Source organism: Streptomyces rhizosphaerihabitans (genome assembly GCF_025399795.1).
GTDB classification, from domain to species: Bacteria; Actinomycetota; Actinomycetes; order Streptomycetales; family Streptomycetaceae; genus Streptomyces; species Streptomyces rhizosphaerihabitans.
This window is the reverse complement of sequence record NZ_JAODTZ010000009.1, coordinates 218,458-242,240: the sequence shown is the minus strand read 5'-3', so window position 1 is coordinate 242,240 and position 23,783 is coordinate 218,458. Positions and strand designations below refer to the sequence as shown.

Genomic DNA, 23,783 nt, shown 5'->3' with positions numbered 1-23,783 from the left:
GAACCATTTCTGAAATCATCAGGAGTGGCTTCTTCTGAATCGACGTGTCGATTGCTTTGAGAAGCGAGCAGACTCTAACTGCTGCCGCCGGACGTGTCCACTTCTAGGCAACTGTTCGAATCTACCTCCCCAGTCTACCTCTGTCAACGAGTTTTCTGGGGCGAAGATGAGACTAGCAGGTCAGCGGGTGTGTACGCACATCAGGCGGCCGTCGGCAGGGTGGCGCTGCGCTCGGATGCTGAGACGTCACCGGTCTCGCCGGAGCGTGCCGCACGACCCCCGAGTACATAGACGTACACAAGGAAGGCCAGTTCAGCCGCGATTCCGATGCCGATTCGGGCCCAGGTTGGGAGGCCCGACGGCGTGACGAAGCCTTCGATGGCACCCGAGACAAAGAGGATCAGCGCCAGGCCCATCGCCATGCCCAGCGCGGCGCGGCCCTCTTCCGCAAGGGCTGTGCGACGGGATCGCGGGCCCGGGTCGATCACGGTCCAGCCGAGTCTCAGTCCTGTGCCCGCGGCGACGAAGACTGCAGTCAGTTCCAGCAGACCGTGCGGGAGGACCAGCCCCAGGAAGGTGTCGAGTCGGCCGGCCGATGACATCAGGCCGATACCGACGCCCAGGTTGAGCATGTTCTGGAAGAGGATCCAGAGGACCGGGATGCCCAGGAAGACGCCCAGGACCAGGCACATCGCGGCGGCCTCGGCGTTGTTCGTCCACACCTGGGCGGCAAAGGCGGCGGCAGGATGACTGGAGTAGTAGGTCTCGTACTCGCCGCCGGGGCGGGTGAGGGTACGCAGTTCGCTGGGTGCGGCGATGGAGGCCTGAACCTCGGGGTGGGTGCCGATCCACCACCCGAGGAGGGCGGCTATCGCCGTGGACAGGAGTGCCGTGGGCACCCACCAGTGGCGGGAACGGTAGACCGCTGCCGGGAAACCATGGGTCAAGAAGCGGGTGACGTCGCGCCAGGAGGCTCGACGGTTTCCTGTCACGGCACTGCGCGCGCGTGCCACGAGTTGGCTGAGGCGCCCGGTGAGCTGGGGATCGGGCGCACTGGACTGGATCAGCGAGAGATGGGTGGCGGTTCGCTGGTACAGGGTGACGAGTTCGTCGGCCTCGGCCCCGGTGAGGCGACGCTGGCGGCGCAGCAGGGCGTCGAGTCTGTCCCACTCGGCTCGGTGGGCGGAGACGAAGACGTCGAGGTCCATCGGTTTGGCTGCTCCTCGGCTGCTCGTCGGCTGCTCATCGGGGGCTCATCGGGGATGTCAGCTTGTCTTACTGCGGCGCGATGTGCCCTCAGCTTGGCAGACTGGCGGTTCTCGGGGCAGGTCAGGGGAAGGACGGCGCGCGTGAGTGAGCTAGTGACGGGCGAGGCGGTGGCGCTGGAACTGCGCCCCGCGAAACTTCCGAGCCGGGCGCTTGCCGTGGTGCTCGACCTGGCCTTGGCGATGGCGGTCTACATCATCGTGACCATCGCTCTGGTCGCCGCGACCGCCGCGTTGGACGACGCGGCGCAGATCGCCGTCTCGATCGCGAGCTTCCTTCTCGTGCTGGTCGGGGGGCCGATCGTCGTGGAGACGCTCAGCCATGGACGCTCCCTGGGGAAACTGGCTTGCGGGCTGCGGGTGGTGCGGGACGACGGCGGCCCGATCCGGTTCCGGCACGCGCTGGTGCGCGGTGCCGTGGGGGTGGTCGAGATTCTGATGACGTTCGGGATCGTCGCGTGCATCGCCTCGCTGGTGTCGGAGCGCGGACGGCGGCTCGGTGACGTGTTCGCGGGGACGCTTGTCGTGCGGGAGCGGATACCCGTGGGACGTATGCCGTACGTTCCCGCCCCGCCGCCCTGGCTGGCGGGGCGGTTCGCCGAGCTCGACCTGTCCGCCGTACCGGACGGGCTGTGGCTGGCCATCCGTCAGTACCTGACGCGGATGCAGCAACTGGATCCGCAGATCGGTGGGGCGATGGCGGAACGGCTCGCCGCTGATCTCGCCGCTCGTACCGGGGCCCCGGCGCCACAGGGTGTGCCGGCGGGCGCCTATCTGGCGGCAGTCGTGCAGGAGCGGCAGACCCGGGAAGCCCGTCGGGCGTTCCGTGCTGCGACCGGCGGTTTCGCGGCCCCCGCACCCGGTGGCCATCCCTTCATCCAGCCGGGCATTCCCGCCGGCCACCCCCTTCAGCCGGGCATTCCCGCCGGCTACCCCTTCCAGGCCGGCGCTCCTGTCGGACACCCCCTCCAACCGGGGCCTGGTGTTCACCCTGCCCCGCCGGCCCCCGCCGGGTCTCCGGTCGCGGCTCAGCAGCCCGCGGCCCCGCCGCAGCCGTTCCCGGCCGTCCCGGCCGAGCAGGCCGACCGGGAGGGACGCCCCTCGACCGGTTTCGCACCGCCCGCGTAGCCGCACTCACCGCCGGCTCGGAATCGGCCCCGAATCCCGGTTCCACGGACCCGCGGACCGGCTGTCAGGCGAACACCGACGGCGGTGATTCGAGGTGCTCCAGTTCGATGCCGGGGGCCGCGAGCACCACGTCTCCCGCGATGTGCACGGCGTGCTGCTCCCCCGTGTCCAGCGCTGTGACCTGGTACTCGTCCACGGTCAGCGGACCGTTGTCAGTGGCGTGTGTTTCGCTTGCGATCAAGGCCCAGGACTGGTCGAGGGTGCGCGGGGCGAGGACCGGGTCGGTGAAGGCGACGAGGCGTACGCGGGTCGCCGGGGCGGCGTCGGAAGGGGTGAGGCGAAGGAGACGGGCGGTGGCGACGAGGAAAGCGGGAGAAGTGCCGGTGAAGGCATGGGCGGGCACATTGCCTTCGGTGGCCTCCGTACCGGTGGGGTCGGTACGGACCCAGGTCACACCGGCGAGCGCGGCGCCCCGTACCTGCCAGTTCGCGGCGTGCAGTTCGAGGCGGATGGGGCGGCCGAGATCGTCGAGGGCGAGGTCGACCGAACCGGTGACCCTCCCCGTCCCCGGCTGGGAGAGGCTGTCGGGCGCCGTGCCGGAGGGGGTGGTCAGTTGGGAGACGTAGCGCCAGCCCGAGGGGCCGGGCGCGCAGTGGAAGTGTTCGTCGGCGAGAGGGGTGTGATCGTGCGGATCATGGAGCGAATAGCGGCCGCGGGGCATGGGCGTTCAGGTCCTCATCGGGGACAGGCCCCCGCCGGGACGGCGAGGGCCTGCTGACATCCGGACGCCGAGCGGTGGTACCGCTGCTCGGCGGGCGTGCTCAGTAGCGGTAGTGGTCCGACTTGTACGGGCCATCGACATCGACACCGATGTACGCGGCCTGCTCGGGGCGGAGCGTCGTCAGCTTCACGCCGAGCGCGTCGAGGTGGAGACGGGCGACCTTCTCGTCCAGGTGCTTGGGCAGCACGTAGACGTCGATCGGGTACTCCTCGGGCTTGGTGAACAGCTCGATCTGGGCCAGGGTCTGGTCCGCGAACGAGTTGGACATCACGAAGGACGGGTGGCCGGTCGCGTTGCCCAGGTTCAGCAGGCGGCCCTCGGACAGCACGATGATGACCTTGCCGTCGGAGAACTTCCAGGTGTGGACCTGCGGCTTGACCTCGTCCTTGACGATGCCGGGGATCTTGGCGAGGCCGGCCATGTCGATCTCGTTGTCGAAGTGGCCGATGTTGCCGACGATCGCCTGGTGCTTCATCTTGGCCATGTCCGAGGCCATGATGATGTCCTTGTTGCCCGTCGTGGTGACGAAGATGTCGGCCTTGTCGATGACCTCGTCGAGGGTCGTGACCTGGTAGCCGTCCATCGCCGCCTGCAGGGCGCAGATCGGGTCGATCTCGGTGATGATCACGCGGGCGCCCTGTCCGCGCAGGGACTCCGCGCAGCCCTTGCCCACGTCGCCGTAGCCGCAGACGACGACGGTCTTGCCGCCGATCAGGGTGTCGGTGGCGCGGTTGATGCCGTCGATCAGGGAGTGGCGGCAGCCGTACTTGTTGTCGAACTTCGACTTGGTGACGGCGTCGTTCACGTTGATCGCCGGGAACAGCAGGGTGCCTTCGCGGTACATCTCGTACAGGCGGTGGACGCCGGTCGTGGTCTCCTCGGTCACGCCGCGGATCTCCGAGGCGAGCTGGGTCCACTTCTGCGAGCCGTCGGTGATGGTGCGGTGCAGGAGTTCGAGGACGACACGGTGCTCGTCGGACTCGGCGGTGTCGACCGAGGGGACCTTGCCGTCCTTCTCGTACTCGACGCCGTTGTGGACGAGCATGGTGGCGTCACCACCGTCGTCCAGGATCATGTTCGGGCCGCCGGTGGGGGTGTTCGGCCAGGTCAGCGCCTGCTCCGTGCACCACCAGTACTCCTCCAGGGTCTCGCCCTTCCAGGCGAAGACCGGGACGCCCTGCGGGTTCTCGGGCGTGCCGGTCGGGCCGACCGCGATGGCGGCGGCGGCGTGGTCCTGGGTCGAGAAGATGTTGCAGGAGGCCCAGCGGACCTCGGCGCCCAGGGCGACGAGGGTCTCGATGAGGACGGCGGTCTGCACCGTCATGTGCAGGGAGCCGGTGACGCGGGCGCCCGCGAGGGGCTGCGTCTCGGCGTACTCCTTGCGGATCGACATCAGGCCGGGCATCTCGTGCTCGGCGAGGGTGATCTCCTTGCGGCCGAAGGCGGCCAGGGAGAGGTCGGCGACCTTGAAGTCCTGTCGGTTGTCGACAGTCGTCATACGAGCTGCTCCTCGAAATCGGGGCGAGGTGGGTAGGGCTGTTCTGCGCGGCGGGGGCACGAACGCATACCCGATCGGGGCACGGACGTGCACCGGCGGGGCACACGAGTGCCCGGTGCGCGCAGCGCAGTCCGTCGGAGGCCCTCTCTCCCTCGGCCGGTCCGCGGTGGGACCGCCCGACCGCCATCAGCAGCGACGTCTGGCTCGGTCACCAAGCTACACCGGTGGGCGTCTCCCTCCCCAGTCCGCCTCTGGCCGGAGCGGGCTCCGGCGGCCCTGCGCCGGGCCGTTCGCGGAGCGGGTGGTGTCCGAGAAGCCCCATGGGCGGTACTGCGGACCTGGCCAGGAGAGTTGAACGGCGGACCGAACAGGAGAACGGAACGGCAGAGCCGAACGGTGGAGAGGAACGGAGAAGAACGAGGAAGGGAGGAGCTGGGTAAAGGGTGGAGGAACGCCGCCGGGGCCCGCCTGAGATCTCAGGCGGGCCCCGGCGGCGTACGAGCGGGTGGTGTCAGTGGTCGGCCGGTGACTGCGTCGGTCCGCCGGGAGTCGCCTTGGGGTCCGGGCCCTTGGCAGCCTCCGCCTCGCTGTAGATGTCCGGCTCCAGGTAGATCACCCGGGCGATGGGGACGGCGGCGCGGATGCGGGACTCGGCGGCGTTGATCGCGGTGGCGACCTGGGCGGCGGTGTCGTCGTGCTGGACGGCGATCTTCGCGGCGACCAGCAGCTCCTCGGGGCCGAGGTGGAGCGTGCGCATGTGGATGATGCCGGTGACGGTGTCGCCGTCGACCATCGCCGCCTCGATCTTCGAGGTGTCCTCCGGGCCCGCCGACTCGCCCAGCAGGAGCGACTTGGTCTCGGCGGCGAGTACCAGCGCGATCAGGATGAGCAGGACACCGATGCAGACCGTGCCGATGCCGTCCCAGACGCCGTTGTCGGTGAGCAGGGCGAGACCGACACCGCAGAGCGCGAGAACCAGACCGATGAGCGCGCCGAAGTCCTCCAGGAGGACGACCGGCAGCTCGGGGGCCTTGGCGCGGCGGATGAACTGGGACCAGGAGTGCGAGCCGCGCAGCTCGTTGGACTCCTTGATAGCCGTACGGAAGGAGAAGCCCTCGGCGATGATCGCGAAGATCAGGACGCCCACCGGCCAGTACCAGTGCTCGATCTGGTGCGGGTGCTTGATCTTCTCGTAGCCCTCGTAGACGGCGAACATGCCACCGACCGAGAAAAGGACGATCGAGACGAGGAAGGCGTAGATGTAGCGCTCGCGGCCGTAGCCGAACGGGTGTTGCGGGGTCGCCTCGCGCTGGGCCTTCTTGCCGCCGATCAGGAGCAGCGCCTGGTTGCCGGAGTCGGCGAGCGAGTGAACGCCCTCGGCGAGCATCGAGGAGGAGCCGCTGAACGCGAACGCCACGAACTTCGATACCGCGATCGCGAGGTTGGCGCCGAGTGCCGCCACGATCGCCTTGGTGCCGCCTGAAGCGCTCATCTGCTCCTGCTGTCCCTTCGTACGCCGTCCGGACCCCGTTCGTACCCTCGTACCCCGGTCCGGGCTTTGCCCGCCCTTTGCGGTGGGCCATTCTTGCAGCCCGGTCCGTCAGCGACGCGCCTCAGGTCGGTGCAGTCGTCCCGTCAGGCAACCACTGTCGCACGGAAGATCGTGCCGGAACCGGACACTTCGGCCTTTTCGCCTGCCGGTACGAAGACCGACTCCCCGGGAGTCAGGTCAATGCCGTCGGCGCGCACGGAACCCGAGGTGCAGAGCAGGATCTGCGGGGTCTCGCGGGTGAGGTCGCGCGGGTCGGCCCCCTCGGCGACGACGTACCGGGAGAGGCGGAACTCGTCGATGGGGGTCGCGTAGACCTCTTCGCCGTCGGGGGACGCCTCCGGGCGCAGGACACCGGGGTCGCCCGCCTCGAAGCGGACCACGCGCAGGAGTTCGGGGACGTCGACGTGCTTGGGGGTCAGCCCGCAGCGCAGGACGTTGTCGCTGTTGGCCATGATCTCGACGCCGAGGCCGTTCAGGTACGCGTGCGGGATGCCCGCGCCGAGGAACAGGGCCTCGCCGGGCTGCAGCTGGACGTAGTTGAGGAGCATCGCGGCGATGACTCCGGGGTCGCCCGGGAAGTGGTGGGCGAGATCGGCGTACGGGGCGTAGGCGCCGCCGAGGCGGGCGCAGGCGGCCGTGGTCTCGGTGACCGTACGGGCCATGTCGTCGGGGTCGGCGCTCAGCACCGCCGTGAGGACCTCGCGCAGCGCCGCCTCCTCGGGGTGGGCGCGCAGCAGGTCGACGTACGGCTTGAGGGAGTCGACGTCGAGGGCGGCGAGGAGCTCGGCGGTCTCCTCGGGGGCGCGGAAGCCGCACAGGCCGTCGAACTCGGTGAGGGCGCAGATCAGTTCGGGCTTGTGGTTGGCGTCCTTGTAGTTGCGGTGCGGGGCGTCGATCGGGACACCCCGGCGCTCCTCGTCCTCGTAACCCTCCCGCGCCTGTTCGAGATCGGGATGCACCTGGACGGAGAGGGGGGCGCCGGCGGCGAGGAGTTTCAGGAGGAACGGCAGGCGGGGGCCGAACTTGGCGACGGCGGCGCGGCCGAGTTCCTTCTCCGGGTCCTCGGCGACGACCTCGTTGAGCGGACCGCGCCCGGTGCGCGAGGGTGCGCCCGGGTGGGCGCCCATCCACATCTCAGCCTGCGGTTCGCCGGTCGGCTTCACGCCGAGCAGCCGCGGGATGGCGGTGGTCGAACCCCAGGCATAGGGGCGGACGGTGTTGTCGAGGCGGTCCATCGGTGTCTTCTCCATACGTGCGCTGCTCGGCCCGCTCCGTGCGGGCGCTGTTCGGGAAGCCCGGTGTCAAGGGCGCCGGGCACGGGGTCCGGCGACGGGCGCCGGGCGCGAGGTCCCGCCCAAGATCAGGCCCCCGAAGCGAGCGCCAGGTAAACGGCGGCGAAATCCGTGATGGCGATCAGCTCGGCGAGGGTTTCCAGTTCGCCGCCCTCCTCGGGCTCGAGCTCGCTGATCGCGGTGTCGTGGCTGAGCGCGAGTTCGCGGGCGGCGGGTGCGGCACTGATCCCGCCGATCGGACGGTCGCGGAGCAGCACCACGCGCGCGTGCAGTGCCTGTGCCTCCTCGACGCGGTCCCGGAAGAAGTCGTCGGGGTCGGCGCCGGCGGCGAGCGCGCCCGCGAGCAGCACGCTGTGCGAGGCGAGCGCCTCCGGGAGTTCGGCGGTGAGCGCGGGGCGGCCGGCGAGTTCGGCGAGCGCGGCGGTGAAGCGTCGGCCGGCCGGGCCCGCCGAGGTGCCTTCCGTCCAGATCACCGGGAGCGCCTCGGCCAGTTCGGCGGCGAGCGTCTTGGCGGGGTTGCTGTACGCCGCGATGGCGGGGCCGCAGCGCTCGGCGACGCGGTCGAGTCGGTCGGCGACCTTCTGCAGGGCTTCCGGCGGGGCCGAGACCAGGGCGGTGCGGTCGAGGAGGACGAGCAGCGGGGTGAGCAGCGCCCAGAGCACACCGGGGGCCGAGGCCGCGAGCGGCTCGTCCTGGTCGTACGGGGCGGTCGCCATCGGTACGAAGAGGCCGTGGCTGCCTTCCACCCACTCGGCGAGCGGAGAGCCGGCCGGGGCCACGGCGGCGACGGTGCTGCCGCGCCGGTAGGCCTGTTCGATCAACAGCTCCAGGCCGGGTTCGCTGCCGTCGGGGGTGGCGATCAGCAGGAGGTCGACGGGGCCCGCCCAGCCGGGCAGGTCCCAGCGCAGGGCGCCCCCGGCGGGAGCGACGCCCGTGGGGGTGAGGCGGGTGAGGGGGCAGCTCGCTCCGGCGAGGGTGCCGAGCAGTTCGGCGACGCCGGTGGCGGCCATGCCGGGGCCTGCGATCAGGACGGCGCGCGGGCGGCCGTCCGGCTTCAGCTCGGGGATGCCGGCCTCGGTGGCGTGCCGGACCGCGGTGCGCACCCTGGCGCCGGCCTCGGCGGCGCCGCGGAGCAGTGCCCGTCGGTCGGCCCGGGTGAGCGCGTCGGGATCGTCGAGGAGCGATTCGTCGAGCATGGGGTCGGTAGCCTCCGATCGCCGGGGGCGCTTGCGCGTGAGCCACCGGGGTCGCTTGCACGGGGTCGCTCGCGCGAGGTGCCGAGCGGCGCTGGGTCGGACCGGATGCCGGCCGGGTGTGCGCCGGTCGCCGATCGGGACGGCCGCGTCGCCGCTGTCCGTGCCGGCGGCGGCGCTGTCGTCGGGTGTCGTGGCTTGTCGTCGGGCCTGCTGCGCCGTCGGCACCCCCGCGGGCGTGAACGGCGCCGCTGTCACCTCGCGTGCGGCGGTCGCGGCGCCGCTGTCCGCGAGGCGGCCGCGTCGGTCACGCGGGGCGGCGGGCCTCGTCGACCAGGAGTACGGGGATGCCGTCGCGGACCGGGTAGGCGAGGCCGCAGTCCGCTCCCGTGCAGATCAGCTCGGTCTCCTGCTCCTTGAGCGGGGCATGGCAGGCCGGGCAGGCGAGGATCTCCAGGAGGCCGGCTTCGAGCGGCATGGGGTGTCCTTCCGAAACGGTGGATGCGGCCTGGTCAGGGTACCGCTGCGGGAAGCCGGGTGCCGGGGCGCGCCCACGGTTCGTGAGGCGCGCGGAGCGGCTGCACGGGCCTCTGGGGCCCGTCCCCGCGTCCGTCCCCGTGACCGCGTCTCCCTCCGGCCGACCGCCGACGGGCGCGGTACCCGCGGGGTGCCGTGCCCGTCGGTTCCGACGGTCGGCCGCCGGGCCGTTCCCGGTCGGCGGTATCGGGTCTCCGGTCCGGCCGTGCGGGGCTCAGCCTCTGATGATCTTCAGTACCTCGTCCCGCACCTTCGTCATCGTCGCCTCGTCGCGGGCCTCCGCGTTGAGACGGAGGAGGGGCTCGGTGTTGGAGGGGCGGACGTTGAACCACGCGTCCTCGGCGGTGACCGTCAGACCGTCGAGTTCGTCGATGGTGATGCCCTCGCGGCCCTCGTAGGCGGCCCTGACGGCGGCGAGCCGGGCGGCCTGGTCGTCGACGGTGGAGTTGATCTCGCCGGAGCCGGCGTAGCGGTCGTATTCCGCGACGAGCCCGGAGAGCGGGCCGTCCTGACCGCCGAGGGCGGCGAGGACGTGGAGGGCGGCCAGCATGCCGGTGTCGGCGTTCCAGAAGTCGCGGAAGTAGTAGTGCGCGGAGTGCTCGCCGCCGAAGATCGCGCCGGAGCGGGCCATCTCGGCCTTGATGAAGGAGTGGCCCACGCGGGTGCGGACCGGGGTGCCGCCGAGCTCGCGGACGACCTCCGGGACCGACCAGGAGGTGATGAGGTTGTGGATGACCGTGCCACCGCCGTGCTTGGCCAGCTCGCGGGCGGCCACCAGCGCGGTGATCGCGGACGGGGAGACGGGCTCGCCCCGCTCGTCGACGACGAAGCAGCGGTCGGCGTCGCCGTCGAAGGCGATGCCGAGGTCGGCGCCCTCCTCGCGGACGCGCTTCTGGAGGTCCACGATGTTCGCCGGGTCGAGCGGGTTGGCCTCGTGGTTCGGGAAGGTGCCGTCCAGCTCGAAGTACATCGGGACGAGCTCCAGCGGCAGGCCGGAGAAGACGGTGGGGACGGTGTGTCCGCCCATGCCGTTGCCCGCGTCGACGACGACCTTCAGGGGGCGGATCGAGGTCAGGTCGACCAGGGAGCGGAGGTACGCCGCGTAGTCCTCCAACGTGTCCCGCCGCGTGATCGTTCCGGGCGTGGTGTCCGAGCCCGGGGCACCGGAGTCGAGCCAGGACTCGGCGAGTTGGCGGATCTCGGAGAGGCCGGTGTCCTGGCCGACGGGGGCCGCGCCCGCCCGGCACATCTTGATGCCGTTGTACTGGGCCGGGTTGTGCGAGGCGGTGAACATGGCGCCCGGCAGCCCGAACGCGCCGGACGCGTAGTACAGCTGGTCCGTGGAGCACAGGCCGATCTCGGTCACGTCGACCCCGCGCGCCGCGGCACCGCGCGCGAAGGCGCGGGACAGCCCGGGCGACGACGGTCGCATGTCGTGCCCGATCACGATGGCGTCCGCTCCGGTCACCTGGACGAAGGCGGCGCCGAACAGCTCGGCGAGCGGCTCGTCCCACTGGTCCGGGACCACCCCGCGTACGTCGTACGCCTTCACGAGCTGCGACAGATCAGCAGTCACGGCCAACCCTCCAGGAGTCCACTTCGGTCACCCCAAACTACCCGTCCGGACTGACAGCGGGCGGTGCCGAGCCCGAGTGGAGCGCATCCGTGACGTGCGGAACCGTCCCTGTCATCAGGGGGAAACCCACCCGACCCGGGGCAGCTTCCGGAGCCGGCTCGAGGCAACGTCCCCAGCTGTCTTTGCTGGAGAGGGCAGCGTCCGAACCGTCCCGGCGCGCTGTCCGCGACCGCCCCAGGGCAGCATCCGAGAGAGGGCGCGGCCGTATCAGGGCAGCATCCAGGAGAGGACCGGCGAGCTCTGTCCCACCACGATCAGACACATGACGAGCAGCAGTCCGAGACTCCAGGGCAGCACCTTGCGCAGCAGGTCGCCCTCACGGCCCGCGAGCCCGACGGCCGCGCAGGCGATGGTCAGGTTCTGCGGCGAGATCATCTTGCCGAGCACACCGCCCGAACTGTTGGCGGCGGCGAGGAGTTCGGGCGACAGCCCCGACTCCCGGGCCGCGCTCACCTGGAGGGCGCCGAAGAGGGCGTTCGACGAGGTGTCGGAGCCGGACACGGCCACACCGAACCATCCCAGAACGGGTGACAGGAAGGCGAGTCCGGAGCCCGCCGCCGCCACGAAGTGACCGATCGTGGCGGCCTGTCCGGAGAGGTTCATGACGTAGGCGAGGGCCAGCACGGACGTCACGGTCAGGATCGCGAACCTCAACTCGCGCACGGTCGCGAGCCATTCCCCGACCGCCACGCGCGCGGGCACCCCGAGCACCACGGCCGTACACAGACCGGCGAGCAGCACCAAGGTTCCACCCGTCGACACGATCGGCCAGGTGAAGACGTTCCCGCCCACCGGCTTGCCGTTCGGGTCGACGACGTCCAGGAAGGGCCAGTCGTACGTCCGTGTCGCCCGCGCCAGCCAGTCCTTCACGGCCGGGATCTGCGCGATCGAGAAGATCGTGACGATCAGGGCGTACGGAGCGTAGGCGCGCACGACTTCCCGGGGCGGGTCCTGTTCGTCGAGTTCCTCGCTGCGCACTCCGGTCAGGACCGAGGCCCGTACGGACTCGGCGGCGGGCACGCGTGCGTGCGGTACGGCGACCAGGGCGGCGGCACCGGCCAAGGCGGCGCCGATGTCGGCGAGTTGCGCGGAGACGTAGTTCGAGGCGGCGAACTGGACGGCGGCGAAGGCCACTCCGCACACCAGGGCGGGCACCCAGGTGTCCCGGAGTCCACGCCTGCCGTCGACCAGGCCGACGAGGACCAGGGGCACTACCAGCGCGAGCAGCGGGGTCTGCCGGCCCACCAGGGAGGCGACGGAGTCCAGGGGCAGGCCGGTGACTTGGGCGAGGGTCACGACCGGAGTGGCCATCGCGCCGAAGGCGACCGGCGCGGTGTTGGCGACGAGGGCGACGACCGCCGCGCGCACGGGGTCGAAACCGAGGGCGACCAGCATCACCGAGCAGATCGCGACGGGTGCGCCGAACCCGGCGAGTGCCTCCAGCAGCGCGCCGAAGCAGAAGGCGACCACGAGTGCCTGGATGCGCGGATCGTCGGACAGCCGCCCGAACGAGCGGCGCAAAATATCGAAATGCCGGGTGCGGACGGTCATCCGGTACACCCACAGGGCGTTGACGACGATCCACAGGATGGGGAAGAGGCCGAACACGGCGCCCTGAGCTGCGCTGGAGAGCGTCTGGCCCACCGGCATGCCGTACGCGAGCCAGGCGACCAGCGAGGCCGCCAGAAGGCCCGCCAGGCCCGCCAGGTGGGCCTTCAGCCGGACGCCGCCGAGCAGGATCAGCACGACGACGAGGGGAAGCGCGGCCACGAGCGCGGACAGGCCGAGCGAGTCGGCGACGGGTTGCAGCTCCTGGACGTACATGGACGCCTCCCCGGTTTCCGTGATGCGGAAAGCGATTTCTCACGGCAACCGGAATCGTCGTGTCCGCGACAACTTCACGTCAATGGGCGTGCGTCACTCAGTGGAATCGGCGTCCAGGAAGGGCGACGGGCTCACAGCGGGACGGCCACCCACGGAGGGGATGCGGGATGCGGCGAGGAGAGCTCGGCGCGGAGCGCTGCAGGGCGAGGAGAACGGAGTGCGGTCGCGAGGAACGCTGCTCAGTTGTCGGGTGAGCGCAGGATCCGCAGGTGGCCGCGGCGCGCGACCTCCATCGGGTCCACCGAGCGGGCGCTGCCGCCACCGGCCTCCGCCGCGCGCTTCTGCGGGCGGGCCGCCTCGCGCACCGCGTTCGCCAGTGCCTCCAGGTCGTCACCGCTGGGGCGCGAGGGACCGGAGGAGTCGGCGAGCCGGACGACCTCCCAGCCGCGCGGCGCGGTGAGACGCTCGGAGTGCTCGGCGCACAGGTCGTAGCAGTGGGGTTCGGCGTAGGTGGCGAGCGGGCCGAGGACCGCGGTCGAGTCGGCGTAGACGTACGTCAGCGTCGCGACGGCGGGACGGCCGCAAGCGGTGCGCGAACAGCGACGTACAAGGCTCACGACGTTGGACGGTACCGCACTCTTGAGCGGGCCGCGACGACTCTCCCCAGGTCATCCCACCGTGTCGTGTTGTGAGACGGCCCACATCTTTTTCCGGGCATCAGACCCTGACCTGGGGCGACATCACGTGTCGGGATGCCGAACAGACCTGAATCCGGTCACCACTTGGTGCGAATCATGTCAATTGCCATGTCAGAGACGGTCTTGGAGGGATACGGAATCGAGCCCATTCTTGGCCTGAATGGTCATCGGGCGTCATCCGGAACCCATGCCGGGCCTGGGACCGTCGGTCCGCCCGCCCGTCGGTGACCGGCGCGCGGGACCGGGCGGCCGGGCCGGGCGGGGACTACTCTTCGTCAGTGATGGACAACCCCGTACCGCCCCGTACCGCAGCAGCCGGTCCCCGACGTCGTGACCGCCATGGCAGGGGCATGCGCGGCCCCGTGGCGCCGCCCCAGGTACCGCTCGCGGCGAGCCGTGCCGAAGTCTTCGCGGACCTGGTGCAGGACTCCGTGGAGCGGCTGGAGCGACGCTGGCCGCAGCTCGCGGACATCGACTTCATGGTCCTCGAAGTCCCCCGTCTGGAGGGCTCGGGCGAGGGCTGGAGCGACGAGGCGGTGCCCCTGGGCGGCACGATCCCGGCGCGCGAGGGACATCCCGCGCGCGTGGTCGTCTACCGCCGTCCGGTCGAGATCCGCACCAAGGGGCGTGACGAGCGCGCCGCCCTGGTGCACGAGGTCGTCGTGGAACAGGTCGCGGAACTGCTGGGCCTGACACCGGAGACGGTCGATCCGCGGTACGGCGAGGACTGAGGACGGACCGGGACCGGTCGCTCGGACCCGGACCGGCCGGACCCGGACCATTCGGACCGGACCGATCAGACTCGGGACGATCGGACCCGGACCGTTCGAACCCCGGACCATTCGAACCGCGGGACGATCGGACCCGGACCGATCGGTCCCGCGGGGGATCAGTCCCGGGGGACGGGGGATCAGACCCGGGGCCTGCCCAACTCGTGCCGCCCGGCCCCGGGCGGATCACCGGTCCTTCGTCACTGCTTGAGCAGCACCGAGAGGTCCTGCTCCGCTTCCGGCACCGAGACCGTTCCGCGGTCGTCCGGGAGGTTCTGGATGGTGAAGCCGGGAACGCCTTCCCGGGTCGCCGCGAGCATCCGGGAGGCGTAGACCGGGCCTCCGGAGACCCGCTCGACGGTGAGGGCGTACGTGCCCTTGAGGCCGCTCGGGACGGGTGCCGCGACGTTCTGCGTGGTCCCGCCCTTGATGGTGAACGTCTTCGAGACGGCCGTACCGCCCGCACTGCCCGCGGACGCGGTGACCTTGATCCGGGCTCCCCCGCCGGGGGCGGTCACGGCGAGCGTGGACCCCTTGGCGCTGTTGTCGGCGACCGTCGCGCGCGCGGCGACCGGGGCGGTGGCCGGAATGAACGCGGTCTCCTGGTCGGCGCCCTTGCCGCGCACCACCCGCAGGGCGGCGACGACCGGCACGGACGAGCCGGTGGGCGTGAGCACCAGGGAGCCCGCTTCGCCACGGGTGACGTCCCCGAGGTCGACCGCGGAGGTCATGCCGGCCTTCACGTGCAGCGTCTCGTTGCCCGCCGGGGTGATCAGCCCCGAGGGCGAGGCGAGGCGCACCTTCAGGTCGGCGTCCGTGTCGCCGGGCGCGAAGGCGACCAGGCGCACGGACGTGGCGTCCTTGGGGATGCCCGGCATGACGAGGCTGCCCGCGGGGTCGGTGGAGGCTGCCAGCCAGTCGCCGCCGGACTTGTCGTCCAGGGCCTGCACGGCGGCTCCGACGCGACCGCTGCGGACCGACACATGCACGGTGAGGTCGGTCTGCGGATCGCCGGTCAGCGTGTTCAGCAGGATCGGCTCGCTGGCGTGCGGCTGCACCGTGATCCCGTCGGCCACCGTGGACTTGAGCGTGCCGTCCTTGCCGTACAGGTCGATGTCGACGACGGCCGCGGAGTCGTCCGGGTTCGTCAGGTGCACATAGTCGGTGCGCGCCGCGGTGGTGCTGGCGCCCGGGAACCAGAACTCGGTGTCGGGGGCGGTGCAGTTGGTGCCGAGCAGGCCACGCCCATTGCCCGCGGCGACCTCGGTGGTCTCCTGAACCGTCCAGCCGGGCGCGAACTTGCCCGACGCGATGCCGACGAGGGCGGGCGCGTCGGCACCCGAGGTGTCGCCGGCGACCGGCTTACCGGGCTCCTTGGGCTGGACGACGGGCTTGGCGGGCTTGCCGCCGCCCTTCTTGCCGGCGGTGGAGTCCGCCGACTCCTCCGTGGCGGCCTGGAGTTGGGCCTTGCCGCTGCCGCTCGCACCCTCCACGACGGGCGTGAAGGACGTGTACGCGGTGTCGGCGATGTCGGAGGTGCTCGGCTGCGGGCAGAGCAGGCTGGTGCGCTCCACGGGCAGCCGCGCGGCCGTGCCCGCCGCGCTGTCGCCGGACGCGCCGGGCGACTCGAGGGTCGCGAAGCCGGTGACGGCGGCGAGCGCGGTCGCCGCGGCGATCAGGGACAGGGTGGTGCGGTTCACTGATGGCTCCCGTCGGGGCGCTCATTGTCGGTGCCGTGCGAGGGCTGCGTGGGGTCGTACGCCGGGTCGTAGCCCTGCTCCCCCGTGTCGTAGCCCTGGCCCCGGGGATCGAAGGCCTGGCCGTTCGCGTCGTAGCCCTGGCCGTAGGTCTGGTCGTAGGCCGCCGTGCCCCCATAGGCGTACGGGTCGTACTGGCCGCCCTGGTAGGGGTCCGCCTGGTACGGCTGCTCGTAGGTGCCCGCCGGGTACTGCTGCTGCCCTTCGTACTGTTCGCCGCCGTAGGTGTCGTACTCGGCGTTCGCGTAGCTCGGGCTGTCCCATTCGCCGTACGCCTGTTGGTGCGGGACGGCGGCGGCCGGGACCTCCTCGTCCGCGTCCTCGTCCGCGTCCGCGGGAAACTCACCGTCGAGGTCCTCGTCCGACTGCTCGGACTCCGCCTCCGCCTCGGCCTGGGCGCGCAGGCGGCGGGCACGGCGGCCGTCGCCCGTCATGTCCTGGGCCGGCACCGGCTGTTCCTCGGGGAGGTCGTCGTCGACGTCCCGGCGCCGCCCGGGGAGGGCGAGCACCACGAGGACGAGGGCGAGCGCGCCCTGGGCCCACAGCCAGGCGGTGTGGCTCAGCGGGGCGTCGAAGGTGACGTCCAGCCTGCCGCCGCCGGCGGGCAGTTGGAAGCCCTGGGCCCAGCCGTCGACCGTGGTGCGGGTGAGCGGCTTGCCGTCCAGGGTCGCCGTCCAACCCGCTTCGGCGCTGTCCGCCAGGCGCAGGACGCGGCCGTCGGCTCCGGCGGGGATCGTGGTGTGCACCTCGACCGGTCCGGCGGCGATGGACTCCGGGTCGCCGGACGCGGGGACGATCGCGGCGCGCGAGACCTGCTGGTCGACGCGCCACAGGGCGCTGCCGTCCTGCTGGCTCAGCCGGCTCAGGCCCGTGGTGGCGTCCAGGACGCGGCTCACCTCGCGCGGCGCGCCCTTGCGGACCAGGACGTAGCGCACGGCGAAGTCGCCGAGTTCGTCGGCCTGGTCGGCGCCGGAGCCCGCCACGAGGTTGGCGACGACCTTGTCGAGCTTCTTGTTCTCGCTGTCCGCCGAGGCGAGTTCGGCGTCGCCGAGGCGGGCGCCGGAGCCGCGGACGAGGACGTAGCCGACCCTGGCGGCCGAGCTGCTGTCGAGGACGAGGGTGCGGGCCTGGTCGCGGGTGCCGCTCTCCTCGGCGACGAACGCGGGAACCTGCACCGGGTCGCGGCGCTCCACGGGTCCGTCGGCGCCGCTGATGATCCACCCGGCGGCGACGAGGAGCGGGCCCGCGGCGCAGGCGAAGGCGATGAGCGCGGCCACCGGCTGGCGCCAGCCGAAGCTCTGTTCGGCCACGCGAGCGCGTGCCCCGTCGGAGCCGACGGCGGCGGCGGCGAGCAGGGCCAGGCCGTAGACGAGGGTCGCGGGTCCGGCCCAGGTGGAACGGTTCGACAGGACCGCGAAGACGAGTGCCACGACGGCGATGACCCAGGCCGTCCGGATCCCCGCCTGGTGCTCGGAGCGCAGCAGGGCGGCCAGCGCGGCGAGCACGATGCCGAAGAGCATCAGCCCGCTGACGGTGCCCGGTCCGCCGGGGCTGGCGCTGAGCAGGTCGAGCGGGGAGGCCGCGCCGGCGCCGTAGTCCAGGCCGGCTTGCTTGAAGAAGCCGAACGGCAGCAGGGTCAGTGACCAGGGGGCGAGGACCAGCAGCGGGGTGCCGAGCTGGGCCAGGAAACGCAGTCCGTAGGCGGCGATCTCCCCGCGGCGCACCACGAGGAGTGCGATGCCGAGGACCAGCGCGATGGGCCACACGATGGGGGTGAACGCCGTCGTGAACGTCAGCAGCAGAGCGTACGCCCAGGTCGCGCGCCAGCTGCCGCGCGCCCGGGAGGCGTGTGCGAGACCGCTCGCCGCGATGCCCGCGCGCGCGATCAGCGGCAGCAGGATCGCGAGGACGGCGGTGCCGATGCGGCCGCCCGCGAGCGCGCCGGTGGCGGCGGGCAGGAAGGCGTACGCGACGGACGCCCAGGCGCGCAGCAGGCGCGACTCGACGAGCGGGCGCGAGGCGAAGTACGCGGCGAAGCCGGCGAGCGGCACGGATCCCACGAGAAGCACGGTGACCGCGAGCCCGGTGGAGCCGAGGAGCACGGAGGCCAGCAGCGCGACGAGCGCGAGGTAGGGCGGAGCGGACTGGGTGGAGCCCGCGCCGACCGGATGCCAGCCGTCGAGGTAGCGCGCCCACAGTTCGGAGGCGTCCGCGGGGGCGGGCAGCAGCGCACCGCCCGCGAGGGCCCCGCCGCCGATCAGTTGGCGGCACGCGAGGAGCGAGACGAACAGGAGCACCAGGAAGAGCATCGGGCCGGGGTTGCGCGCGATGCGCTTGATCCGGGCGAACTGCTCGATCTCCAGGAAGTCTCCGTCGTCGCCGCCCGGTCCGGACTCGACGGCGCCTCCGTGCCGTCCGGCACCAGTGGTGACGTCGGCCTCGGAGCGGCTCGTCAGGTTGCCGGCGGCCTGCTCGAGGGTGGCCCTGACGGTGGCGCCCGGCGGCGGGAACAGGGCCCGCAGCTCGCCCTTGTCCACCTGTGGGCGGCCGCGCCTGCGCCGCCCGGCGATGATCCGCTCAGGGCGCAGCAGGGTGCCCAGGAGGCCGCGGATCTCGTCGACGGCCTGTCCGGGGACCTTGCCCACGAGGTAGGCGACCGTGCGCAGCAGGGTGCCGAGGACGAGCCGGATCAGGATCCAGGGGAGCTGCGCGGTGCGGGCGTTGACGAGGAGGGTGTAGACGGCGCCCGCTTTGTCGACCTTGTGCGGGGACGCGGAGGTGCGGCCCACGCAGTCGACGGCACGGCGCTCGCGGGAGGCCGCCTCGGCGTGCCGTACGACGGCTTCCGGGGCGACGAGCACACGGTGGCCGGCGGCCTGGGCGCGCCAGCACAGGTCGACGTCGTCGCGCATCAGGGGGAGCCTGCGGTCGAAGCCGCCGAGTTCCTCGAAGACATCGCGCCGGATCAGCATTCCGGCGGTGGACACGGACAGCACGGGGTGGACGTGGTCGTGCTGTCCCTGGTCCTGCTCGCGGCGGTCGAGTCCGGTCCAGCGGCGGCCCGAGTTGGCGATGGTGACGCCGACTTCGAGGAGCTGCCTGCGGTCGTACCAGCCGCGGAGCTTGGGGCCGACGATGGCCACGTCATGGCCGAGCTCCTGCTCGTTCTCCACGACACGCAGCAGTTGGGCCAGGGCCTCGGGCTCCGGGGCGCTGTCGTCGTGCAGCAGCCAGAGCCACTGCTCGGGCTCGCCGTGCGGGAGGTCCGGCATGTCGTAGGCCTCGTCGCGCCAGCTGCGGGTGACGGGGTCCCAGCCGCTCGGACGCTTGAGGTAGGGCAGGTCGTCCGGGGTCAGTTCACCGGCGGTGCGGGACACCTCCTCGACGGCCTGGCCGAAGCCGGTGCGCCGCGCCAGGTGCAGCACGCGGTCGGCGCCGAGCGCTTCGGTGAGCAGCTGTGCGGATTCGTCCGCGCTGCCGGTGTCGGCCGCCACCGCGTTCTGCACGGGGCGGTCCTGGCCGAGCAGCCCGGCGAGCGCCTCGGGCAGCCAGCGGGCGCCGTCGTGGGAGACGAGCACCGCGGTCACGACGTGGCGCGGGAACTCAGGGGCGGCAGCGGCGTCGTTACGGGCTGCCGAATGGCTGTACACGGACATCGAGGTACGGGCCCCGGTTCGATGGACTGCGGTGGACGTCTGTGTCCGGCGGGGACAGCGGGACGTCTCGGACGAGGGCCCACACTAACGGCTGAGCAAGACGGCGGCCCGCCGCCTGTGGATAACCCACCTGCGACGGGCCGTTCCTTACGTAAGAGTGTGTGCCGTTTGGTCTGCGGCACCCACGTGTGTGGACTACTGTTTCGCGTCCGCTTTTCCGTACGACTGTTCTCAGACGGCGGCCTTCTTCAGACGACGCCGCTCCCGCTCGGACAGACCGCCCCAGATGCCGAACCGCTCGTCGTTGGCGAGCGCGTATTCGAGGCACTCGGAGCGGACCTCACAGGCGAGGCAGACCTTCTTGGCCTCGCGGGTGGAGCCGCCCTTCTCGGGAAAGAAGGACTCGGGGTCGGTCTGGGCGCACAGCGCGCGCTCCTGCCAGCCGAGTTCCTCGTCCGCGTCGTCGACCAGCAGTTGCTGCACCAGCTCGGTCATGTGCGCCCCTCGTCTGTCTTTCGCGTCCCCGTGATGCTGCCGTTACCGATTTCGGCTGAACGACACGAGTGAAATTACAAGTGTGCCGATCCGGGCCAGTCAAGCCGAGATCTGCTATTGGGCCCCTTATTCACTCTCCGGAACCAAGGCTTTGCGGAAAGTGTTCAAATCGGCATAAACCCTGACAGCCCAAGAGGTCCAGGTCAGACGCCCTCTTCCTCACAGAGGAGGACGTCCAGGAGTTCGATCCCGTTCCGGCGCGGACCCCGAAGCGAATCTGATCACATTTGGATCACGGGGCCGCGGCGAGGTTTGTTCACCCGGTTGTGCGCCATGTGTCCGGGGAGGCTCCTGAACAAACCTTTCGCCTGCCAGATGAACCGGATGAGGTGAAACATCTCCCACATACCGGACATGCAGTTGACAGTCGAGGTGTGAACCGGTGTCCTTGTGGGCATGCTCGCGAACTCGGCACTCACCTCGACCCGCACCGCCGGGTCCCTCGGTGCTGCCCACGTTCGCTGTAGCTGTTGTTGCTGTTTCAGCTGTTGAGCCCTACCGCGCTCCGGCTGCCTCGCCGCCACTGAGGCGAATCCCCGCCCCCACCGGGGCCACTGCCCGCACCAGGGCCTCCTCCCCGCTCGTGACCCGGGCGGAATCCCCGCCCCTGACCAGAGCGGGAACGGCCAGCGACACCCCAGCACTCTTCCGCCGAGGAACCACCGCATCCATGAACAGCGACAGCGACCTCCAGATCGCCGGCGACATCCTCGAAGTTCCGCACCTGCTCCAGCCGCCGCGCGAACACCCCTCCACCGTGGCCGAGTTCGTCGGCCTGGCGCGCTCCATCGCCGCCGACCGCTCCCAGTGGGAACACCTCGTCCGCTACGACGCCGCCTCGCGCTGGTACCACCGGCTGCGCACGGGGCCCGGCTACGAGGTGTGGCTCCTGTCCTGGGTGCCCGGACAGGGCAGCGGGCTGCACGACCACGGCGGTTCCTCCGGCGTGCTGACCGTCCTGGACGGCGCGCTGACCGAACGCACCGAGCGCGGCATTTGCGCCCTGAGCTCCGGCGCGCAGCGTGTGTTCGCGCCCGGGTATGTCCACGAGGTCGTCAACGACTCGCTCGAACCGGCCGTCAGTCTGCACGTCTATTACCCGGGTCTCACCGAGATGCCGATGCACGCGGCGCGTTGCGCGGTCGCCGAAGCCGTGTGACGCGTTCGCGCCGGACCACGGGGCCGCCGGCACCCGGGACTCGTAACCGGCTGACGCGTTGTCGTACCCGCCTGCGAGACTGAACCCCATGCGCATTGTGGTTCTGGCAGGCGGTATCGGTGGTGCCCGGTTCCTGCGTGGTCTCCAGCGGGCCGTGCCGGACGCGGACATCACGGTCATCGGCAACACCGGCGACGACATCCACCTCTTCGGGCTGAAGGTCTGCCCGGACCTCGACACGGTGATGTACACGCTCGGCGGCGGCATCAACGAGGAGCAGGGCTGGGGACGGGCCGACGAGACCTTCCATCTGAAAGAGGAACTCGCGGCGTACGGGGTCGGACCCGAGTGGTTCGGGCTCGGCGACCGCGACTTCGCGACGCACATCGTGCGGACGCAGATGCTGGGCGCGGGCTATCCGCTCAGCGCCGTCACTGCGGCCCTGTGCGACCGGTGGAAGCCGGGCGTGCGTCTCATCCCCATGTCCGACGACCGCGTCGAGACCCATGTCGCCGTGACGCTGCCGGAGGGCGACCCGGCGGGGGCCGCCGGCGAGCGCAAGGCGATCCACTTCCAGGAGTACTGGGTGCGGCTGCGGGCCGCCGTGCCGGCCGAGGCGATCGTGCCGGTCGGCGCCGAGCAGGCGAAGCCCGCGCCCGGAGTGCTGGAAGCCATCGCCGAGGCGGACGTCATCCTCTTCCCGCCGTCCAACCCCGTCGTCTCCGTCGGCACGATCCTCGCCGTGCCCGGCATCCGCGAGGCCATCGCCGAGGCGGGCGTGCCCGTCGTCGGCCTCTCCCCCATTGTCGGCGACGCGCCGGTGCGCGGCATGGCCGACAAGGTACTGGCCGCGGTGGGCGTCGAGTCCACCGCCGCCGCGGTGGCCGAGCACTACGGCTCCGGCCTCCTCGACGGCTGGCTCGTCGACACGGTCGACGCCTCCGCCGTGGAGCGTGTCGAGGCGGCCGGCATCCGCTGCCGGGCCGTACCGCTGATGATGTCCGACCTCGACGCGACGGCGCGGATGGCACGTGAGGCGCTGACTCTGGCGGAGGAGGTACGGGCGTCGTGAACACCGTGGACGGAGCGATGTCCTCCGACGGAGGGCGCTCGGGACGGCACACCGACGGGGAACACCCCGGACGGCCCTCCGACGCGGGCTACCGGGTCTGGGCGCTGGGCGGACTTCCCGAGGTGCGCCAGGGGGACGACCTGGCGAAGCTCATCGCGGCGGCCGAGCCCGGGCTCGTCGACGGGGATGTGCTCCTCGTCACCTCCAAGATCGTGTCGAAGGCCGAGGGCCGGATGGTCGAGGCCGCCGACCGCGAGGCTGCCATCGATGCCGAGACCGTCCGCGTCGTGGCACGGCGCGGCGCGCTGCGGATCGTCGAGAACCGACAGGGCCTGGTGATGGCCGCCGCCGGGGTCGACGCTTCCAACACCCCTTCCGGGACAGTGCTGTTGCTGCCCGAGGACCCTGATGCCTCCGCGGACGCGATCCGTGCGGGACTGCGGGACACCCTGGGGGTCGACGTCGGCGTCGTGATCACGGACACCTTCGGGCGACCCTGGCGCACCGGACTCACTGATGTCGCCATCGGCGCCGCGGGCGTCCACGTGCTCGACGACCTGCGCGGCGGCACCGACACGCACGGCAATCCGCTCAGCGCGACCGTCGTCGCCACGGCCGACGAGCTCGCCGCCGCCGGTGACCTGGTCAAGGGCAAGTCCTCCGGGCTGCCGGTCGCCGTCCTGCGCGGGCTCGCGCACCTGGTGACCGAGGGGGACGGCGCGGGGGCGCGGGCGATGGTGCGTGACGCGCGTGACGACATGTTCCGGCTGGGCACCTCGGAGGCGGTACGGGAGGCGGTGACCCAGCGGCGTACCGTCCGGGCCTTCACCGACGAGCCCGTCGACCCCGGTGCCGTACGCCGTGCGGTCGCCGCGGCGGTGACCGCTCCCGCGCCGCACCACACCACGCCCTGGCGGTTCGTGCTCCTGGAGTCCGAGGAGTCGCGGACGCGGCTGCTCGACGCCATGCGCGACGCGTGGATCGCGGATCTGCGTGGGGACGCGAAGAGCGAGGAGTCCATCGCCAAGCGGGTCCGCCGCGGCGACGTGCTGCGCAGGGCGCCGTATCTCGTGGTGCCGTGCCTGGTCATGGACGGGTCGCACACGTACGGCGATGCACGACGGGACGGCGCCGAGCGCGAGATGTTCGTGGTCGCCACCGGGGCGGGCGTGCAGAACTTCCTGGTCGCGCTGGCCGGGGAGCGGCTGGGCTCCGCGTGGGTGTCGTCGACGATGTTCTGCCGTGACGTCGTACGCGAGGTGCTGGAGCTTCCGGAGGGCTGGGACCCGATGGGGGCCGTGGCCGTCGGCCACGCGGCGGAGGAGCCGAGGGCCCGGCCCGAGCGGGACTCTGCCGACTTCGTCGAGGTCCGCTGACCGGTCGGGGCCGCTCCCGGCCGGCTCGGCGAGG

Annotated in this window: 18 protein-coding genes; 5 read left to right on the top strand and 13 right to left on the bottom strand. The window is 71.5% G+C overall.

What is annotated here, in order from left to right:
• Nucleotides 1–200: 200 nt before the first annotated feature.
• On the bottom strand, nucleotides 201–1,208 hold the full coding sequence (locus N4G66_RS12325; RefSeq protein ID WP_261704066.1) for a stage II sporulation protein M: 1,008 nt from the start codon (nucleotides 1,206–1,208) through the stop codon (nucleotides 201–203).
• A 141-nt stretch (nucleotides 1,209–1,349) separates the two neighbouring features.
• Between N4G66_RS12325 and N4G66_RS12320 the strand changes: the two genes are divergently transcribed.
• Nucleotides 1,350–2,393 carry an RDD family protein gene (locus N4G66_RS12320; RefSeq protein ID WP_261704065.1) on the top strand — a complete coding sequence of 348 codons (1,044 nt, stop codon included), beginning with the start codon at nucleotides 1,350–1,352 and terminating at the stop codon, nucleotides 2,391–2,393.
• Between the two features lie 64 nt (nucleotides 2,394–2,457).
• Here the strand turns inward: N4G66_RS12320 and N4G66_RS12315 are convergent, their stop codons facing one another.
• From N4G66_RS12315 to N4G66_RS12275, 9 genes are all read right to left on the bottom strand, one after another.
• Nucleotides 2,458–3,114 (bottom strand): hypothetical protein, encoded by a 657-nt coding sequence (locus tag N4G66_RS12315; protein WP_261704064.1) that lies wholly within the window; start codon nucleotides 3,112–3,114, stop codon nucleotides 2,458–2,460.
• 100 nt (nucleotides 3,115–3,214) lie between these two features.
• Complete coding sequence (gene ahcY, locus N4G66_RS12310; RefSeq protein WP_261704063.1) at nucleotides 3,215–4,672, bottom strand: adenosylhomocysteinase; 1,458 nt, start codon at nucleotides 4,670–4,672, stop codon at nucleotides 3,215–3,217.
• A gap of 511 nt (nucleotides 4,673–5,183) precedes the next feature.
• The gene (locus N4G66_RS12305; protein WP_261704062.1) at nucleotides 5,184–6,164 is read right to left on the bottom strand and encodes a cation diffusion facilitator family transporter; all 981 of its coding nucleotides are present in this window, start codon (nucleotides 6,162–6,164) and stop codon (nucleotides 5,184–5,186) included.
• Nucleotides 6,165–6,307: 143 nt separating this feature from the next.
• Nucleotides 6,308–7,459, bottom strand: a complete 1,152-nt coding sequence (gene manA / locus N4G66_RS12300) for a mannose-6-phosphate isomerase, class I (protein ID WP_261704086.1) — start codon at nucleotides 7,457–7,459, stop codon at nucleotides 6,308–6,310.
• Between the two features lie 125 nt (nucleotides 7,460–7,584).
• Complete coding sequence (locus N4G66_RS12295; protein ID WP_261704061.1) at nucleotides 7,585–8,712, bottom strand: SIS domain-containing protein; 1,128 nt, start codon at nucleotides 8,710–8,712, stop codon at nucleotides 7,585–7,587.
• Between the two features lie 304 nt (nucleotides 8,713–9,016).
• Nucleotides 9,017–9,187: a Trm112 family protein gene (locus tag N4G66_RS12290; RefSeq protein ID WP_078943765.1), complete on the bottom strand. Its 171-nt coding sequence runs from the start codon at nucleotides 9,185–9,187 to the stop codon at nucleotides 9,017–9,019.
• 273 nt (nucleotides 9,188–9,460) lie between these two features.
• A complete protein-coding gene (locus tag N4G66_RS12285; protein ID WP_261704060.1) occupies nucleotides 9,461–10,822 on the bottom strand; it encodes a phosphomannomutase/phosphoglucomutase in 1,362 nt (453 codons plus the stop codon).
• Between the two features lie 267 nt (nucleotides 10,823–11,089).
• Nucleotides 11,090–12,706, bottom strand: a complete 1,617-nt coding sequence (locus tag N4G66_RS12280) for an L-lactate permease (protein ID WP_261704059.1) — start codon at nucleotides 12,704–12,706, stop codon at nucleotides 11,090–11,092.
• 239 nt (nucleotides 12,707–12,945) lie between these two features.
• Nucleotides 12,946–13,323 carry a DUF3499 domain-containing protein gene (locus N4G66_RS12275; RefSeq protein ID WP_261704058.1) on the bottom strand — a complete coding sequence of 126 codons (378 nt, stop codon included), beginning with the start codon at nucleotides 13,321–13,323 and terminating at the stop codon, nucleotides 12,946–12,948.
• A 362-nt stretch (nucleotides 13,324–13,685) separates the two neighbouring features.
• On the opposite strand from N4G66_RS12275, the gene N4G66_RS12270 reads away from it, so the two are divergent.
• Nucleotides 13,686–14,135, top strand: coding sequence for a metallopeptidase family protein (locus tag N4G66_RS12270; RefSeq protein WP_261704085.1), 450 nt, complete (start codon nucleotides 13,686–13,688; stop codon nucleotides 14,133–14,135).
• Nucleotides 14,136–14,374: 239 nt separating this feature from the next.
• On the opposite strand, the gene N4G66_RS12265 is transcribed toward N4G66_RS12270, so the two are convergent.
• The 3 genes from N4G66_RS12265 to N4G66_RS12255 all read right to left on the bottom strand — a co-directional run bounded on the left by N4G66_RS12265 (nucleotide 14,375) and on the right by N4G66_RS12255 (nucleotide 20,082).
• Complete coding sequence (locus N4G66_RS12265; protein ID WP_261704057.1) at nucleotides 14,375–15,874, bottom strand: DUF5719 family protein; 1,500 nt, start codon at nucleotides 15,872–15,874, stop codon at nucleotides 14,375–14,377.
• Entirely contained in the window at nucleotides 15,871–19,587 is a 3,717-nt protein-coding gene (locus tag N4G66_RS12260) for a glycosyltransferase family 2 protein (protein ID WP_261704056.1), read from the bottom strand. The genes N4G66_RS12265 and N4G66_RS12260 overlap by 4 nt, the downstream gene beginning before the upstream one ends.
• A gap of 231 nt (nucleotides 19,588–19,818) precedes the next feature.
• Nucleotides 19,819–20,082 carry a WhiB family transcriptional regulator gene (locus N4G66_RS12255; protein ID WP_003975777.1) on the bottom strand — a complete coding sequence of 88 codons (264 nt, stop codon included), beginning with the start codon at nucleotides 20,080–20,082 and terminating at the stop codon, nucleotides 19,819–19,821.
• Between the two features lie 730 nt (nucleotides 20,083–20,812).
• On the opposite strand from N4G66_RS12255, the gene N4G66_RS12250 reads away from it, so the two are divergent.
• The 3 genes from N4G66_RS12250 (at nucleotide 20,813) to N4G66_RS12240 (ending at nucleotide 23,749) form a co-directional block, all read left to right on the top strand.
• A complete protein-coding gene (locus N4G66_RS12250) occupies nucleotides 20,813–21,301 on the top strand; it encodes a cysteine dioxygenase (protein WP_261704055.1) in 489 nt (162 codons plus the stop codon).
• Nucleotides 21,302–21,389: 88 nt separating this feature from the next.
• Nucleotides 21,390–22,373, top strand: coding sequence for a 2-phospho-L-lactate transferase (gene cofD, locus N4G66_RS12245; protein ID WP_261704054.1), 984 nt, complete (start codon nucleotides 21,390–21,392; stop codon nucleotides 22,371–22,373).
• A gap of 17 nt (nucleotides 22,374–22,390) precedes the next feature.
• Nucleotides 22,391–23,749, top strand: coding sequence for a coenzyme F420-0:L-glutamate ligase (locus N4G66_RS12240; RefSeq protein ID WP_261704084.1), 1,359 nt, complete (start codon nucleotides 22,391–22,393; stop codon nucleotides 23,747–23,749).
• Nucleotides 23,750–23,783: the final 34 nt, after the last annotated feature.

Bases quoted from the DNA above. Each gene is read 5' to 3' on its own strand.
- N4G66_RS12270 (WP_261704085.1), top strand. From the start codon at position 13,686: ATGGACAACCCCGTACCGCCCCGTACCGCAGCAGCCGGTCCCCGACGT.
- N4G66_RS12295 (WP_261704061.1), bottom strand. From the start codon at position 8,712: ATGCTCGACGAATCGCTCCTCGACGATCCCGACGCGCTCACCCGGGCC.
- N4G66_RS12260 (WP_261704056.1), bottom strand. From the start codon at position 19,587: ATGTCCGTGTACAGCCATTCGGCAGCCCGTAACGACGCCGCTGCCGCC.
- ahcY (WP_261704063.1), bottom strand. From the start codon at position 4,672: ATGACGACTGTCGACAACCGACAGGACTTCAAGGTCGCCGACCTCTCC.
- N4G66_RS12290 (WP_078943765.1), bottom strand. From the start codon at position 9,187: ATGCCGCTCGAAGCCGGCCTCCTGGAGATCCTCGCCTGCCCGGCCTGC.
- manA (WP_261704086.1), bottom strand. From the start codon at position 7,459: ATGGACCGCCTCGACAACACCGTCCGCCCCTATGCCTGGGGTTCGACC.
- N4G66_RS12305 (WP_261704062.1), bottom strand. From the start codon at position 6,164: ATGAGCGCTTCAGGCGGCACCAAGGCGATCGTGGCGGCACTCGGCGCC.
- N4G66_RS12325 (WP_261704066.1), bottom strand. From the start codon at position 1,208: ATGGACCTCGACGTCTTCGTCTCCGCCCACCGAGCCGAGTGGGACAGA.
- N4G66_RS12255 (WP_003975777.1), bottom strand. From the start codon at position 20,082: ATGACCGAGCTGGTGCAGCAACTGCTGGTCGACGACGCGGACGAGGAA.
- N4G66_RS12250 (WP_261704055.1), top strand. From the start codon at position 20,813: ATGAACAGCGACAGCGACCTCCAGATCGCCGGCGACATCCTCGAAGTT.
- N4G66_RS12315 (WP_261704064.1), bottom strand. From the start codon at position 3,114: ATGCCCCGCGGCCGCTATTCGCTCCATGATCCGCACGATCACACCCCT.
- N4G66_RS12240 (WP_261704084.1), top strand. From the start codon at position 22,391: ATGTCCTCCGACGGAGGGCGCTCGGGACGGCACACCGACGGGGAACAC.
- cofD (WP_261704054.1), top strand. From the start codon at position 21,390: ATGCGCATTGTGGTTCTGGCAGGCGGTATCGGTGGTGCCCGGTTCCTG.
- N4G66_RS12280 (WP_261704059.1), bottom strand. From the start codon at position 12,706: ATGTACGTCCAGGAGCTGCAACCCGTCGCCGACTCGCTCGGCCTGTCC.